Here is a 13,032-nt window from a genome sequence, read left to right on the forward strand (position 1 = left end):
CCATGAGCAACACGCACACCACGGACGAGCGCGACCTCCGCGAGGCCGGAGAGCAACTGTCCACCGCCCCGCGCGAAGACTCCGCGTCCTCCGTGCCCGCGATGGGCGTCATCGGCTGGGCCCGGTGGTTCTGGCGCCAGCTCACCTCGATGCGGGTCGCGCTGATCCTGCTCTTCCTGCTGTCGCTCGGCGCGATCCCCGGCTCACTGATCCCGCAGAACAGCGTGGACGAGCTGAAGGTGCAGACCTTCAAGAAGGCCCACACCACCGTCACGCCGATCTACGAGAAGCTCCAGTTCTTCGACGTCTACAGCTCGGTGTGGTTCTCCGCGATCTACATCCTGCTGTTCATCTCCCTGATCGGCTGCATCGTCCCGCGCACCGGCCAGTTCGTCGGCCAGCTGCGCGGCCGTCCGCCCGGCGCCCCGAAGAAGCTGACCCGGCTGCCCGCGTACACCACCTGGCGCACCGACGCCGAGCCCGAGCAGGTCCGCGAGGCCGCGCTCGGCATCCTGCGCAAGCGGCGCTTCCGCTCGCACGCGGTGGGCGACGCGGTGGCCGCGGAGAAGGGCTACCTGCGCGAGACCGGGAACCTGCTCTTCCACATCGCGCTGATCGTCATGCTCGTCGCGTTCGCCGGCGGGCAGCTCTTCAAGTCCGAGGGCGGCAAACTGATCGTGGAGGGTGACGGCTTCGCCAACACGATCACCCAGTACGACGACTTCAAGTCCGGCTCGCTCTTCGACACCGACGACCTCACCCCCTTCAGCTTCGACCTGGAGGACTTCGTCGGCACGTACGAGCGGAGCGGCCCGCAGCGTGGCACGCCCAGGACCTACGAGGCCCGCGTGACGTACGCCGAGGGCGCCGACGGTGAGCCGAAGAAGAAGGTCATCGAGGTCAACAAGCCGCTCGTCGTCGACGGCACGAAGGTCTACCTGAACGCCCACGGCTACGCCCCGGTCATCTCCGTCAAGGACGGCAAGGGCAAGGAGGTCTACAGGTCCGCCGTGCCCCTGCTGCCCATCGACAACAACGTCACCTCGACCGGCGCGGTCAAGGTGATGGACGGCTACAAGGGGACCGACGGCAAGAAGACCCAGCTGGGCTTCCAGGCCTTCTTCGTACCGACGTTCGCGGGCAACGGCCAGGGCACGATGTTCTCGCAGTACCCCGGGCTCGACTACCCGGTCCTCGCGCTCAACGGCTACTACGGCAGCCTCGGTGTCGACTCCGGACTGCCGCAGAACGTCTATCAGCTCGACACGTCCAAGATGAAGGAATTCAAGGACAGCAACGGGGACAAGCTCAAGAAGCGACTGCGTCCCGGCGAGACCATGAAGCTCCCCGACGGCGCGGGCTCGGTCACCTTCGAGAGCGTCGAGGAGTGGGCCAGCTTCCAGATCTCGCGCCAGCCCGCCAGCGGCTGGGCGCTCACCGGCGCCGTCGCCGCCATCATCGGGCTCGCCGGTTCGCTCTTCATCCAGCGCCGCCGCGTCTGGGTGCGGGCGGTCCGGGGCGCGGACGGCGTCACCGTCGTCGAGATGGCGGGCCTGGGGCGCAGCGAGTCCGCGAAGCTGCCCGAGGAGCTGGCCGATCTCGCGGTCGCGCTCAACACCGTGGCGCCCACCGCGCCCGATCTCGAACCCGAGACCGAACAACCCTCCGAAGAACCTGCCGAAGGGGCTGAGAAGTGAATCTCGCCGCCGCAACCAACGAGAATCTTGCGAACATCAGCAACACGCTGATCTATTCGTCGATGGCCGTCTACACCCTGGCCTTCTTCGCGCACATCGCGGAGTGGGTGTTCGGCAGCCGCAGCAAGGTCGGCCGCACGGCCGCCGCGCTGAAGAAGGACGCGGCCACCGGCGGTTCGACGGTGAAGGTGCAGACCGCGCAGGGCGGCAGCACCGCAGTGCTGGAGCGCCCCAAGATCGTCACCCGTTCCGCCGCCGGGACCCGGGACGTCCCGGACGGCCCCGGAGCCGCGGGCGGCACCTTCAAGGGCGACCTGTGGGGGCGGATCGCGGTCTCCCTGACCGTCGTCGCCTTCGCCGTCCAGGCCGGCGGAGTCGTCGCCCGCGCCCTGTCCGTGCAGCGTGCCCCCTGGGGCAACATGTACGAGTTCTCGATCACCTTCTCCACCGTGGCCGTCGGTGCGTACCTGATCCTCCTGGCGCTGAGGAAGAACGTCCGCTGGATCGGTCTGCTGCTGGTCACCACCGTCCTGCTGGACCTCGGCATCGCGACCACCACGCTGTACACCGACAGCGACCAGCTGGTCCCTGCGCTGCACTCCTACTGGCTGTGGATCCACGTCTCCACCGCCATCATCTGCGGCGCCGTCTTCTACCTCGGCGCCGTCGGTACGCTGCTCTACCTGTTCCGTGACAGCTACGAGAACAAGATCGCGAACGGTGGCACGCCGGGCAAGTTCGCGACCTCGGTCCTGGAGCGGCTGCCCGCCGCGAAGACCCTGGACACCTTCTCGTACCGCATCAACGCCGCCGTCTTCCCGCTGTGGACGTTCACGATCATCGCGGGCGCCATCTGGGCGGGCGACGCCTGGGGCCGCTACTGGGGCTGGGACCCCAAGGAGGTCTGGTCCTTCATCACCTGGGTCGCCTACGCCTGCTACCTGCACGCCCGCGCGACGGCCGGCTGGAAGGGACGCAAGGCGGCCTACCTGGCGCTGATCGCCTTCGGCTGCTGGCTCTTCAACTACTACGGCGTGAACATCTTCGTCACCGGCAAGCACTCCTACGCCGGCGTCTGACCAACACAGCCGCGAGGGCGCGACCGCACCGAAGCGGTCGCGCCCTCGCGGCATGTACGGGCGTCAGCCGAGCGGGGTGTCCAGGACCGCCTTGCGGTGGCTGAAGGTCTCCAGGGAGTACCGGCCGTGGTAGCTGCCCATGCCGCTCTCGCCGACCCCGCCGAACGGCAGGTCCGACACGGTCAGGTGGGCCAGCGGCAGGCCGATGCCGACCCCGCCCGAGGACGTCTCGGCCAGCAGCCGCTCGCGTACGGCGGGGGACTCCGTGAACGCGTACAGCGCCAGGGGCTTGTCCCGGTCGTTGATGAACCCGATGGCCTCGTCGAGGCCGTCCACGGTGAGGACCGGCAGGACCGGGCCGAAGATCTCCTCCCGCATCACGGGGGAGTCCGGGGCGACATCGGCCAGCACGGTCGGGGCGATGTACTTCGTGTCCCGGTCGTGGGCGCCGCCCGTCACCGTGCGGCCCGAGTCCAGGAGGCCCACCAGCCGGTCGAAGTGGCGCTCGTTGACGATCCTGCCGTACTCCGGGCTGGTGGACGCGTCCTGCCCGAACAGCCCCTCGACCGCAGCCGCCAAGGCGTCCGCCAGGGCCGGCGCGGTCTCCGGGTCGGTCAGGACGTAGTCGGGCGCGACGCACGTCTGGCCGGCGTTGAGGAACTTCCCGGAGGCCAGCCGTGCGGCCACCGTCTTCAGGTCCGTGCCACGGTCGACGAACACGGGCGACTTGCCGCCCAGTTCGAGCGTCACCGGCGTGAGGTGCTTCGCCGCCGCGGCCATCACGATGCGGCCGACCGTGCCGTTGCCCGTGTAGAAGATGTGGTCGAAGCGCTCGGCGAGCAGCGCGGTGGTCTCCGGGACCCCGCCCTCCACGACGGCGAGCGTGTCGGCGTCCAGATACTCCGGCAGCAGCCGGGCCAGGGCGGCGGAGGTGGCGGGCGCCAGCTCGCTGGGCTTCGCCACGACGGTGTTGCCCGCGGCCAGCGCGCCTGCGACCGGTGCGAGCAGCAGCTGCACCGGGTAGTTCCAGGGCGCGATGACGAGGACGACACCGAGCGGGTCCTGCACGGTGTGGGCGGTGGCCCCGGCGAGTATGGGCGGTACGGGAGCGGGCTCGGGCTCCAGCCAGCCGGCCAGGCGCTCCAGGGTGTGGTCGATCTCGCGGACCGTGAAGTCGATCTCGGTCCGGTAGGCCTCCTTGCGGCTCTTGCCGAGGTCGGCGTGAAGCGCCTCGGCCAGGTCGTCACCCCGCTCGGTGAGCAGGGCGCGCAGGCGCGTCAGTTGGTCCGTGCGCCAGGCGAGGTCCCTGGTGCGGCCGGTACGGAAGGCTCCACGGAGCCGGGCCACGACATCGGCCGGGGTCTCCCGCACGGCCTCGGCGGCGCTCACAGGGCCGCCAGGATCTCGCGGGCCAGCTGCTCGGAGGAGGCCGGGTTCTGGCCGGTGTGCAGGTTGCGGTCGTGCACGGTGTGCACCGACCACGCGTCCGCGGCGGTGTAGTCGGCGCCGAGCTCGACGAGGCGGTCCTCCAGCAGCCAGGGCGCCTTGTCGGCGAGGCCCGCCTGGGTCTCCTCGGCGTTGCTGAAGCCGGTCATGCGGTAGCCGGCGAACGGCCAGCTGCCGTCCTCACGGCGCGCGGGCAGCAGGGCCGCGGGGGCGTGGCACAGGACGGCGACCTGGGTGCCGGAGTCGAGGGCCGAGGTGAGCAGCCGGCCGGACGTACCGTCGACGGCGAGGTCCTCCATGGGGCCGTGGCCACCGGGGTAGAAGACGACGTCGTACGACGTGGGTACGACGTCCTCGAGCCGGGCGGGGATGCGGAGCGTCTCGTCGATGGCGGCGAGGTACGAGGCCACGGCGTCGGCCTGGTCCTGGCCGCCGTTGTACTCGGCGGTGAGGCTGACGCTGTCCACGGTGGGGGCGACCCCGCCGGGGGTGGCGATGGTGATGTCGAAGCCGGCCTGGGAGAAGACACGGTGGGGGGCGGCGAGTTCCTCCGCCCAGAAGCCGGTGGGGTGGGCGGTGCCGTCGTTGAGTGTCCAGTGGTCGGCACCGGTGAGGACGAAGAGTACGGAGGACATGGGGTGCTCCCTACGAGACGCGAGACGCGTGAAACCTGAAGCTTGATATGCTCAAGCAATACCCTTCATGTAACGGGTCAAAGTTGAGCATGTCAAATGAATGCGGGTGCGTGGCGGACAGCGTCCGGGCCTCCGGACCACGCGCACCGATCGAAGGATGACCGACCATGACGACGGAACCGGCACCCCGCGCCGTCCCTACTCCGGACGAACTGCTCGAACCTCTCGCAGTCGTCGTCCGTGGCCACCACGACGACCTCACCGCCGTCGCAGGCCGCCACGGTCTCAGCACCTCGCAGGCCCGGGCGCTGATCGCCCTCAACGAACCCATGCCCATGAGCGCGCTGGCCAGTCATCTGGTGTGCGACGCGTCCAACGCGACCGGTCTCATCGGCCGTATGGAGGGCCGCGGCCTGGTGACGCGCACCCCGGCGCCGGGTGACCGCCGCTCCAAGGTGGCCTCCCGCACGGCGGAGGGCACCGAGCTGGCACACCGCATCCGCGCCGAGATGCGTGTGGTGCACGGCGCGCTGGAGGCACTCACCCCCGAGGAGCGCACGGCGCTGCTGCCCCTGCTCGACCGGCTGGGGCGGCTCCTGTCCTCATGAAGTCAGGAACCCGTGAGGGCAGGGTTCATGAAGTGGCGGGCGGAGCCGAGTCGCCGGGACCAGCGCCGCCCTCACGGCGCCTCAGCTCCTCCTCGCGGCGGCGCAGGTCGGCCTCCCGCTCATCGAGGCGCGCCTCGTCGCTCCTGGACTCGTCCCTCAGCGCCTTCTCGTCCCTCAGCGCCTTCTCGTCCTTCAGCGACTTGAGGAAGTCCGGGTTGTCGTCGGGCGCCACCCACGCCGTACGGCGGCCGCGGTGCCATTCGGAGGGCGTACGGCCCCCGGCGGGCGCGTGGCGGGGTTTGCCCGCGGCCAGCCAGACGATCGGCCCGACGATCCAGAACAGCAGGATGATGAAGACCCAGGCGATCTTCGGCAGGTGCTTCGCCTCGTCCTCCGGGGTGTTCAGGCAGTCGATGAACGCGTAGATCGTCAGTGCCAGCGGCAGGAGAAAGATCAAGGCCCTGAGCATGGTGGAAAGTCCCCCGAGGTGAGGTGGGGAGGCGCACGGACCGCCCCCGGTGACGGGCCCAGGGTAGCGGGTGTCCGATACTTGGCCTTATGGCTTACGACGATCTTCGCTCCCTGCTCCGGGCTCTGGAGCGCGAGGGCGATCTCAAGCGCATCAAGGCCGAGGTCGACCCGTATCTGGAGGTCGGCGAGATCGTCGACCGGGTGAACAAGGCGGGCGGGCCCGCGCTGCTGTTCGAGAACGTCAAGGGGGCGTCCATGCCCCTGGCCATGAACGTCTTCGGGACCGACCGGCGGTTGCTCAAGGCGCTCGGACTGAAGTCCTACGCCGAGATCAGCGACAAGATCGGCGGACTCCTCAAACCGGAACTGCCGCAGGGCTTCGTCGGGATCCGCGAGGCCTTCGGGAAGCTCGGCGCGGTGACCCACCTGCCGCCGAAGAAGGTGAAGTCCGACAGCGCCCCCGTCCAGGAGGTCGTCCTCACCGGCGACGACGTGGACCTGGAGCAGCTGCCCGCGCTCTTCACCTGGCCCGAGGACGGCGGCTCCTTCTTCAACCTGGGCCTCACCCACACCAAGGACCCGGAGACGGGGATCCGTAACCTCGGGCTCTACCGGCTGCAGCGCCACGACAAGCGCACCATCGGGATGCACTGGCAGATCCACAAGGACAGCCGCAACCACTACCAGGTCGCAGCCAGGCGCGGTGAGAAGCTGCCCGTCGCCATCGCGTTCGGTGCGCCGCCCGCGGTCACGTACGCCTCCACGGCACCGCTGCCCGGGGACATCGACGAGTACCTCTTCGCCGGCTTCGTCCAGGGCAAGCGGATCGAGATGGTCGACTGCAAGACCGTCCCGCTCCAGGTCCCGGCGCAGGCCGAGGTCGTCATCGAGGGGTGGCTGGAGCCGGGCGAGATGCTGCCCGAGGGGCCCTTCGGCGACCACACGGGCTTCTACACCCCCCAGGAGCCCTTCCCCGCGCTGAAGATCGACTGCGTGACGATGCGGAAGCGCCCGCTGCTGCAGTCCATCGTCGTGGGCCGGCCGCCCACCGAGGACGGTCCGCTGGGCCGGGCCACCGAGCGGTTCTTCCTGCCCCTGCTCAAGATCATCGTCCCGGACATCGTGGACTACCACCTGCCGGAGTCGGGCGGCTTCCACAACTGCGCGATCGTCTCGATCGACAAGAAGTACCCGAAGCACGCCCAGAAGGTGATGAGCGCCGTCTGGGGCGCCCACATGATGTCGCTGACCAAGCTGATCGTGGTCGTGGACTCCGACTGCGACGTCCACGACCTGCACGAGGTCTCCTGGCGGGCGCTGGGCAACACCGACTACGCCCGCGACCTCACCGTCGTCGAGGGCCCGGTCGACCATCTCGACCACGCCTCCTACCAGCAGTTCTGGGGCGGAAAGGCCGGCATCGACGCGACGAGGAAATGGCCCGAGGAGGGCTACACCCGGGACGGCGGCTGGCCGGCCATGGTCGAGTCCGACCCGGATACGGCGGCGAAGGTCGACCGCCGATGGAAGGAGTACGGACTGTGAGCGCCTCCGCCGCCGCTGTGCCGCAGCCCCGCAGCAAGCCCCGGGCGTTCCTGCGGCTGGTGATGATCGAGCACTCGGTCTTCGCGCTGCCCTTCGCCTACATCGCCGCGCTGACCGCGATGTTCCAGCTGGACGGCACGTTCCACTGGGGCACGCTGCTGCTCGTGACCGTCGCGATGGTCGGGCTGCGTACGTTCGCGATGGCCGCCAACCGGATCATCGACCGCGAGATCGACGCCCGTAATCCGCGCACGGAGGGCCGGGAGCTGGTGACCGGCGCCGTCACGGTGAGGTCCGCGTGGACCGGCGCGATCGTGGCCCTCGTCGTCTTCCTGGGCGCCGCCGCCCTGCTGAACCCCCTCTGTCTGGCGCTGGCTCCGGTCGCCGTCGTGCCGATGGTCGTCTATCCGTACGGCAAGCGGTTCACGAACTTCCCGCACGCGATCCTGGGGATCGCCCAGGCCATGGGGCCGATCGGCGCCTGGCTGGCGGTGACCGGGAGCTGGTCGTGGGACGCGGTGATCCTGGGGCTTGCCGTCGGCATCTGGATCGGCGGCTTCGACCTGATCTTCGCCTGCCAGGACGTGCAGGCGGACCGGGCCCACGGAGTGCTCTCCTTCCCAGCGCGATTCGGGATCCCTGCCGCCCTCTGGGGCGCACGGGTCTGCCATGTGGTGACGACCGGGCTGCTGGTGTGGTTCGGACTGGCGACGGACGCGGAGATCTTCTACTGGATCGGCATGGTGGTCGTCGCCGTGGCCTTCGTGTACGAGCACCGGGTCGTGCGGCCGCACGACCTGTCCCGGCTGAACCGGGCCTTCTTCTCGGTCAACGGTTTCATCGGGATCGCGCTCTTCGCGTGTGCGCTGCTCGATCTGCTGGTGCGGGGTCTCACACCCTGACCCTCACACCCTGACCCTCATACCGTGATGTAGCCCTTGGGCTCCTGCGGGCGGCGGGGGCGGCGGAAGAAGAACGCCGACGCCACCCCGCCTATGAGGCCGAAGAGGTGGCCCTGCCAGCTGATGCCGGAGTCCGTCGGCAGTACGCCCCAGAGCAGGGAGCCGTAGACCGCGGCGATGATCACGCCGACGACGATGTCCAGCGGGCGCCGGTCCACGAAGCCGCGGACCAGCAGATAGCCGAAGAGGCCGAAGACCACGCCGGACGCGCCGAGCGTCACCGTGTTCGGCGGCGCGGTGAGCCAGACGCCGACGCCGGCCGTCACGATCACGACGAGCACCACGGCGGCGAACCTGCGTACCCCGCCGAGCGCGGCGATGAAGCCGAGGACCAGCAGCGGGACGCTGTTGGACGCCACGTGCTCCCAGCCGCTGTGCAGAAACGCGGAGGGGACGACGTCGGCCAGCTCGGCGGGTTCGCGTGGGCTGACGCCGTAGCTGTCGAGGGAATTGCCCGTCGCCATGTCGATGCCTTCCAGCAGCCACAGCAGGGCGACCCAGGCGAGCATGACCGCGCCGGCCGTGACGGCTCGTGCGGTGGCGGTGGTGCGTGTTCCCGTCATGGTCACCCCCTGTCCATGGCTGTTCCCTCATCCGTTGCAACGTCCGGAGCCCCTGGCTCAGTTCCTGGGACGGGGTGCCGGATAGGCTCGGCGGTGTGACAGCCGGGACTTCGATGAGTCAGCAGGAGCGCAGGCCTTGGATTGTCGGGGTATCGGGCGCATCGGGCACGCCGTTCGCGGCCTCGGTGCTGCGCGGACTGCTGGCGGCCGGGGAGAGCGTCGATCTGGTGGTCAGCCGTGCCTCGCGGCTGACGCTCCTGGACGAGACGGGCATCGCCTTCCGTGACGCCCACTGGCAGGAGGACCTGCGGAGCTGGCTGGCGCGGGGCGCGGACGGGAAGCCGGACACCTTCCGGCCCGACATCGACGGCGTACGCCACTGGGCGGCCGGCGACCTGGCGGCGGGGCCTTCCTCGGGGTCGTATCCGGCGAAGGGGATGCTGATCGTCCCTGCGTCGACGGCGTGTGTGGCCGGGGTGGCGCTGGGGCTCTCGAAGGATCTGCTCCAGCGGGCCGCGAGCGTGACGCTCAAGGAGCGGCGGAAGCTGGTCGTGGTGGTGCGCGAGACGCCGCTCAGCGGCCAGACGCTCAAGCAGATGGTCGCGCTCGACGAGGCGGGCGCCGTGGTGCTGCCCGCCTCTCCGGCGTTCTACGCGGGGGCGACGCACATCCAGGACCTGGTGGACTTCGTCGCCGGGCGGGTGCTGGACGCGGCGGGGGTGCCGCACCAGCTGTACCGCCGGTGGGAGGGGGAGCTCGGTGGTGCCTCCCGGAGCTGAAGCGGTGAGGTCAGCGCTTCTTCCTGCTCATGCGCGGGGCGCGGGCGCGGTCGACGCGGTGGGCGGCGGCGGGCTGGTGGGCACGCGAGCGGTTGGCCAGGTCCTGCAGCTCGCGCATCCGGGCGTAGGCCATCTCGATCGAGTACACGGTGAAGTTCACTCCTGAAGATTCGAAAGCATTTCTTGGATACTGGGAAAGATTTACAGGGCCTGGCCCTGTTGTGCCTTAGATTCTACACGTAAGCTCGCGGTACTGCTGAACAATGGAAGGTTTCAGTCACATGGACGCGGTGGACAGGCAGCTCATCCAGGCCCTCAGAGAGAACGGCAGGGCCTCGTATGCCGAGCTGGGACGGCTCGTCGGGCTCTCCGGGCCCAGCGTCACCGACCGCATCAACCGGCTGGAAACCGCCGGTGTCATCACCGGATACCGCGCGACCGTCGACGCCGCGTCGCTCGGGCTCGGCGTCACCGCGCTGATCGGCATCTCCCTCTCCGACGCCGCCGACCACGAGGACGTCGCGCACCGGCTGAAGGACCTCGCCGAGATCGAGGACTGCTGGTTCATCGCGGGTGACGACTCGTTCATGCTCAAGGTGCGGGTCGGCGACGTGGACGGCCTGGAGAAGACCATCCGGCGGCTCAGCGGCACCAGGGGGGTCTCCCGGACCCGTACGACGGTCGTGCTCTCCACCAAGTGGGAGAACCGGGTCGGAGAGCTCCCCGAGGAGGAGTGACGCCGAGCGGTGACGGGGGTGCCTCCGCCCGGAGGGCGGGGGAGTACCGTGGGCTGGCGGAACGACTACAGAGAGACATGGAGGCGCCCTAGTGGACGCGGGACTCAAGCGCGAGCTGGAGGAGAAGGCCCGGGCCGGCGAGCGGCTGACCCGCGAGGACGGGATCGCGCTCTACGAGTCCGACGACCTGGCGTGGCTCGGCGGGCTGGCCCACGAGGTGCGTACGAGGAAGAACGGCGACGTCGTCCACTTCAACGTCAACCGTCACCTCAACATGACCAACGTGTGCACCGCGTCCTGCGCGTACTGCTCGTTCCAGCGGAAGCCGGGCGAGAAGGACGCGTACACGATGCGTATCGAGGAGGCCGTCCGTCTCGCCAAGGCGATGCAGGGCGAGAACCTCACCGAGCTGCACATCGTCAACGGGCTGCACCCCACCCTGCCGTGGCGCTACTACCCGCGCTCGCTCAGCGCGCTCAAGGAAGCCCTGCCGGAGGTGGCGCTCAAGGCGTTCACGGCGACGGAGATCCACCACTTCGAGACGATCTCCGGGCTCACGGCCTCCGAGATCCTCGACGAGCTGATCGAGGCCGGTCTGGAATCGCTGACCGGCGGCGGCGCGGAGATCTTCGACTGGGAGGTCCGCCAGCACATCGTCGACCACAACACCCACTGGGAAGACTGGTCGCGCATCCACCGTCTCGCGCACGAGAAGGGTCTCAAGACCCCGGCGACGATGCTGTACGGGCACATCGAGGAGCCCCGTCACCGCGTCGACCACGTGCTGCGACTGCGGGAGATGCAGGACGAGACCGGCGGCTTCCAGGTCTTCATCCCGCTGCGCTACCAGCACGACTTCGTCGACATGAAGGACGGCAAGGTCCGCAACACCCTCCAGGCGCGGACGTCGATGGCGACCGGCGCGGAGGCGCTCAAGACCTTCGCGGTCTCGCGGCTGCTCTTCGACAACGTCCCGCACGTCAAGGTCTTCTGGGTCATGCACGGCGTGCAGACCGCGCAGCTCGCGCTCCAGCACGGTGCGGACGACATGGACGGCTCGGTCGTCGAGTACAAGATCACGCATGACGCGGACGACTACGGCACGCCGAACAAGCTCGGCCGCGAGGACCTGCTGGACCTCATCCGGGACGCGGGCTTCCGGCCCGTGGAGCGCAACACCCGGTACGAGATCCTGCGCGAGTACCCGGGCCCGGAGGCCGACCGGCGCGAGACTCCGCAGCCGATGCGCGTCTGAGGCCTCACGCCCGCCCGACGCCCCGCGCCCGTAGCGGGTGCCCCGGGTGTCCCGCTGTACGAAAGCCCCGGCCTGCCGTCCCCCGGCCGGGGCTTTCCCGCGTGGTGGACGCGGGTTGAGGTCACCCTCTCGTAATGGTTAACCTGCACATATGGCGCTTACATTTGAAGTGGATCCCGCATTCGACCGGGCCCTGCGGGACGGCATCGCCGCGCTCTGGGCCGACGTCAGCAACGCCGGCGGAGCCGTCGGCTTCGTGCCGCCCGTCACCGACGAGGAGGTCCGGCCGGAGCTGGTCAAGCACCTCGCCGCAATGGCCGAGGGCCGTACCCACCTGGTCGTCGGGCGGGACGAGGACGGCACGGTGGCCGCCACCGCCTTCCTCACCCACAACACCCACCGGCTCATGCGGCACTGGATCGGCGCCTACACGGTGATGGTCCACCCGCGCCACCAGGGCAAGGGCTACGGGCGCGCGCTGATGGCGGCCACGGCCGACGCCGCCCTGGAGCTCGACGGCATCGACGCCATCCGGCTCACCTGCCGCGGCGGGACCGGTGCCGACCGCTTCTACACCTCCTGCGGATACAAGGAGGTGGGCCGGGTCCCGAACGCCATCCGGGTCGCCGAGGACGACTACCGCGACGACGTCATCATGCTGCTCCCGCTCTTCCGCTGAGGCTGCCGGGTACGGGCGCGCGGCCGCGCCGGGGCAACCCTGCGAACTGATCGAATTCGGGGCATGCTTCACTGGTCGGGCAGGACCCCGGACTGCACGACCGCAGGACCGTCGGACGTAGAGAGAAGGCCAGCCGTGTCCGCTGCCAAGCCGAGCGCAACGATCCGGTACACCGCCATGCGCCTGCTGATTTTCGTCGGCTGCTTCTTCGTCGCCGGTGTCGCGGTCCACTTCGGTGTCATCCCCTCCGGCGTCGGCGGCTCCAACGTCGTCTGGGTGATCCTCCTCGGCCTGCTGCTCTCCGCCCCCCTGAGCTTCGTCCTGCTGCGCAAGCAGCGCGACGAGATGTCCGAGCAGCTCATCTCGTCGGTCGACCGGACCAAGGCCAGGCTCGAGGCGAACCGCACCCGCGAGGACAGCGTCGCCCAGTAGGCGCAGCGTAAGGTTCCTCACACCGCACGCACATACATACGAAGCCCCGGACCGGAGCAGCCGCTCCCGTACCGGGGCTTCCGCGTGCCCGGGTGCACGCTCTCCCGAGATGATCAAGAAGCGTACCTTTGAGGTTCTCAAAGT

Annotated in this window: 15 protein-coding genes; 10 read left to right on the forward strand and 5 right to left on the reverse strand. The window is 69.4% G+C overall.

The window, feature by feature from the left end:
- Positions 1–2: 2 nt before the first annotated feature.
- Positions 3–1,697 carry a cytochrome c biogenesis protein ResB gene (locus ACIQM3_RS32585; RefSeq protein ID WP_401630771.1) on the forward strand — a complete coding sequence of 565 codons (1,695 nt, stop codon included), beginning with the start codon at positions 3–5 and terminating at the stop codon, positions 1,695–1,697.
- Positions 1,694–2,776, forward strand: coding sequence for a c-type cytochrome biogenesis protein CcsB (ccsB, locus tag ACIQM3_RS32590; protein WP_401630773.1), 1,083 nt, complete (start codon positions 1,694–1,696; stop codon positions 2,774–2,776). The genes ACIQM3_RS32585 and ccsB overlap by 4 nt, the downstream gene beginning before the upstream one ends.
- A gap of 63 nt (positions 2,777–2,839) precedes the next feature.
- Here the strand turns inward: ccsB and ACIQM3_RS32595 are convergent, their stop codons facing one another.
- Positions 2,840–4,165, reverse strand: coding sequence for an aldehyde dehydrogenase family protein (locus ACIQM3_RS32595; RefSeq protein ID WP_401630775.1), 1,326 nt, complete (start codon positions 4,163–4,165; stop codon positions 2,840–2,842).
- Positions 4,162–4,857, reverse strand: a complete 696-nt coding sequence (locus tag ACIQM3_RS32600; RefSeq protein WP_401630777.1) for a type 1 glutamine amidotransferase domain-containing protein — start codon at positions 4,855–4,857, stop codon at positions 4,162–4,164. The genes ACIQM3_RS32595 and ACIQM3_RS32600 overlap by 4 nt, the downstream gene beginning before the upstream one ends.
- Positions 4,858–5,024: 167 nt before the next feature.
- Here ACIQM3_RS32600 and ACIQM3_RS32605 point away from each other — a divergent pair, with 167 nt between their 5' ends.
- Complete coding sequence (locus ACIQM3_RS32605; RefSeq protein WP_401630779.1) at positions 5,025–5,465, forward strand: MarR family winged helix-turn-helix transcriptional regulator; 441 nt, start codon at positions 5,025–5,027, stop codon at positions 5,463–5,465.
- Between the two features lie 25 nt (positions 5,466–5,490).
- Here the strand turns inward: ACIQM3_RS32605 and ACIQM3_RS32610 are convergent, their stop codons facing one another.
- Complete coding sequence (locus ACIQM3_RS32610) at positions 5,491–5,934, reverse strand: PLD nuclease N-terminal domain-containing protein (protein ID WP_401630781.1); 444 nt, start codon at positions 5,932–5,934, stop codon at positions 5,491–5,493.
- Between the two features lie 89 nt (positions 5,935–6,023).
- On the opposite strand from ACIQM3_RS32610, the gene ACIQM3_RS32615 reads away from it, so the two are divergent.
- Positions 6,024–7,481 carry a menaquinone biosynthesis decarboxylase gene (locus ACIQM3_RS32615; RefSeq protein WP_401522283.1) on the forward strand — a complete coding sequence of 486 codons (1,458 nt, stop codon included), beginning with the start codon at positions 6,024–6,026 and terminating at the stop codon, positions 7,479–7,481.
- Complete coding sequence (gene mqnP, locus ACIQM3_RS32620) at positions 7,460–8,383, forward strand: menaquinone biosynthesis prenyltransferase MqnP (protein ID WP_401630783.1); 924 nt, start codon at positions 7,460–7,462, stop codon at positions 8,381–8,383. The genes ACIQM3_RS32615 and mqnP overlap by 22 nt, the downstream gene beginning before the upstream one ends.
- A gap of 17 nt (positions 8,384–8,400) precedes the next feature.
- Here mqnP and ACIQM3_RS32625 read toward each other — a convergent pair whose 3' ends face one another.
- Positions 8,401–9,006: a rhomboid family intramembrane serine protease gene (locus tag ACIQM3_RS32625; protein ID WP_401630785.1), complete on the reverse strand. Its 606-nt coding sequence runs from the start codon at positions 9,004–9,006 to the stop codon at positions 8,401–8,403.
- A gap of 113 nt (positions 9,007–9,119) precedes the next feature.
- On the opposite strand from ACIQM3_RS32625, the gene ACIQM3_RS32630 reads away from it, so the two are divergent.
- Positions 9,120–9,785 (forward strand): UbiX family flavin prenyltransferase, encoded by a 666-nt coding sequence (locus ACIQM3_RS32630; protein ID WP_401631250.1) that lies wholly within the window; start codon positions 9,120–9,122, stop codon positions 9,783–9,785.
- A gap of 10 nt (positions 9,786–9,795) precedes the next feature.
- Here ACIQM3_RS32630 and ACIQM3_RS32635 read toward each other — a convergent pair whose 3' ends face one another.
- Positions 9,796–9,945 (reverse strand): hypothetical protein, encoded by a 150-nt coding sequence (locus ACIQM3_RS32635; protein WP_356710105.1) that lies wholly within the window; start codon positions 9,943–9,945, stop codon positions 9,796–9,798.
- A 121-nt stretch (positions 9,946–10,066) separates the two neighbouring features.
- On the opposite strand from ACIQM3_RS32635, the gene ACIQM3_RS32640 reads away from it, so the two are divergent.
- From ACIQM3_RS32640 to ACIQM3_RS32655, 4 genes are all read left to right on the forward strand, one after another.
- The gene (locus ACIQM3_RS32640; protein ID WP_104786757.1) at positions 10,067–10,522 is read left to right on the forward strand and encodes an Lrp/AsnC family transcriptional regulator; all 456 of its coding nucleotides are present in this window, start codon (positions 10,067–10,069) and stop codon (positions 10,520–10,522) included.
- A gap of 91 nt (positions 10,523–10,613) precedes the next feature.
- Entirely contained in the window at positions 10,614–11,777 is a 1,164-nt protein-coding gene (gene mqnE / locus ACIQM3_RS32645) for an aminofutalosine synthase MqnE (RefSeq protein ID WP_401630787.1), read from the forward strand.
- Between the two features lie 151 nt (positions 11,778–11,928).
- Positions 11,929–12,456, forward strand: coding sequence for a GNAT family N-acetyltransferase (locus tag ACIQM3_RS32650; RefSeq protein WP_401630789.1), 528 nt, complete (start codon positions 11,929–11,931; stop codon positions 12,454–12,456).
- A gap of 135 nt (positions 12,457–12,591) precedes the next feature.
- Complete coding sequence (locus ACIQM3_RS32655) at positions 12,592–12,888, forward strand: DUF4229 domain-containing protein (protein WP_401630791.1); 297 nt, start codon at positions 12,592–12,594, stop codon at positions 12,886–12,888.
- Positions 12,889–13,032 lie beyond the last annotated feature (144 nt).

This window comes from Streptomyces sp. NPDC091271, from assembly GCF_044757505.1.
Classification (GTDB): domain Bacteria; phylum Actinomycetota; class Actinomycetes; order Streptomycetales; family Streptomycetaceae; genus Streptomyces.

What these genes read in the sequence shown, in the direction of transcription:
- ACIQM3_RS32630 (WP_401631250.1), top strand. Translation starts at nt 9,120, where the DNA reads ATGAGTCAGCAGGAGCGCAGGCCTTGGATTGTCGGGGTATCGGGCGCA.
- ACIQM3_RS32615 (WP_401522283.1), top strand. Translation starts at nt 6,024, where the DNA reads ATGGCTTACGACGATCTTCGCTCCCTGCTCCGGGCTCTGGAGCGCGAG.
- ACIQM3_RS32600 (WP_401630777.1), bottom strand. Translation starts at nt 4,857, where the DNA reads ATGTCCTCCGTACTCTTCGTCCTCACCGGTGCCGACCACTGGACACTC.
- ACIQM3_RS32585 (WP_401630771.1), top strand. Translation starts at nt 3, where the DNA reads ATGAGCAACACGCACACCACGGACGAGCGCGACCTCCGCGAGGCCGGA.
- ACIQM3_RS32640 (WP_104786757.1), top strand. Translation starts at nt 10,067, where the DNA reads ATGGACGCGGTGGACAGGCAGCTCATCCAGGCCCTCAGAGAGAACGGC.
- mqnP (WP_401630783.1), top strand. Translation starts at nt 7,460, where the DNA reads ATGGAAGGAGTACGGACTGTGAGCGCCTCCGCCGCCGCTGTGCCGCAG.
- ACIQM3_RS32625 (WP_401630785.1), bottom strand. Translation starts at nt 9,006, where the DNA reads ATGACGGGAACACGCACCACCGCCACCGCACGAGCCGTCACGGCCGGC.
- ACIQM3_RS32605 (WP_401630779.1), top strand. Translation starts at nt 5,025, where the DNA reads ATGACGACGGAACCGGCACCCCGCGCCGTCCCTACTCCGGACGAACTG.
- ACIQM3_RS32650 (WP_401630789.1), top strand. Translation starts at nt 11,929, where the DNA reads ATGGCGCTTACATTTGAAGTGGATCCCGCATTCGACCGGGCCCTGCGG.
- ACIQM3_RS32610 (WP_401630781.1), bottom strand. Translation starts at nt 5,934, where the DNA reads ATGCTCAGGGCCTTGATCTTTCTCCTGCCGCTGGCACTGACGATCTAC.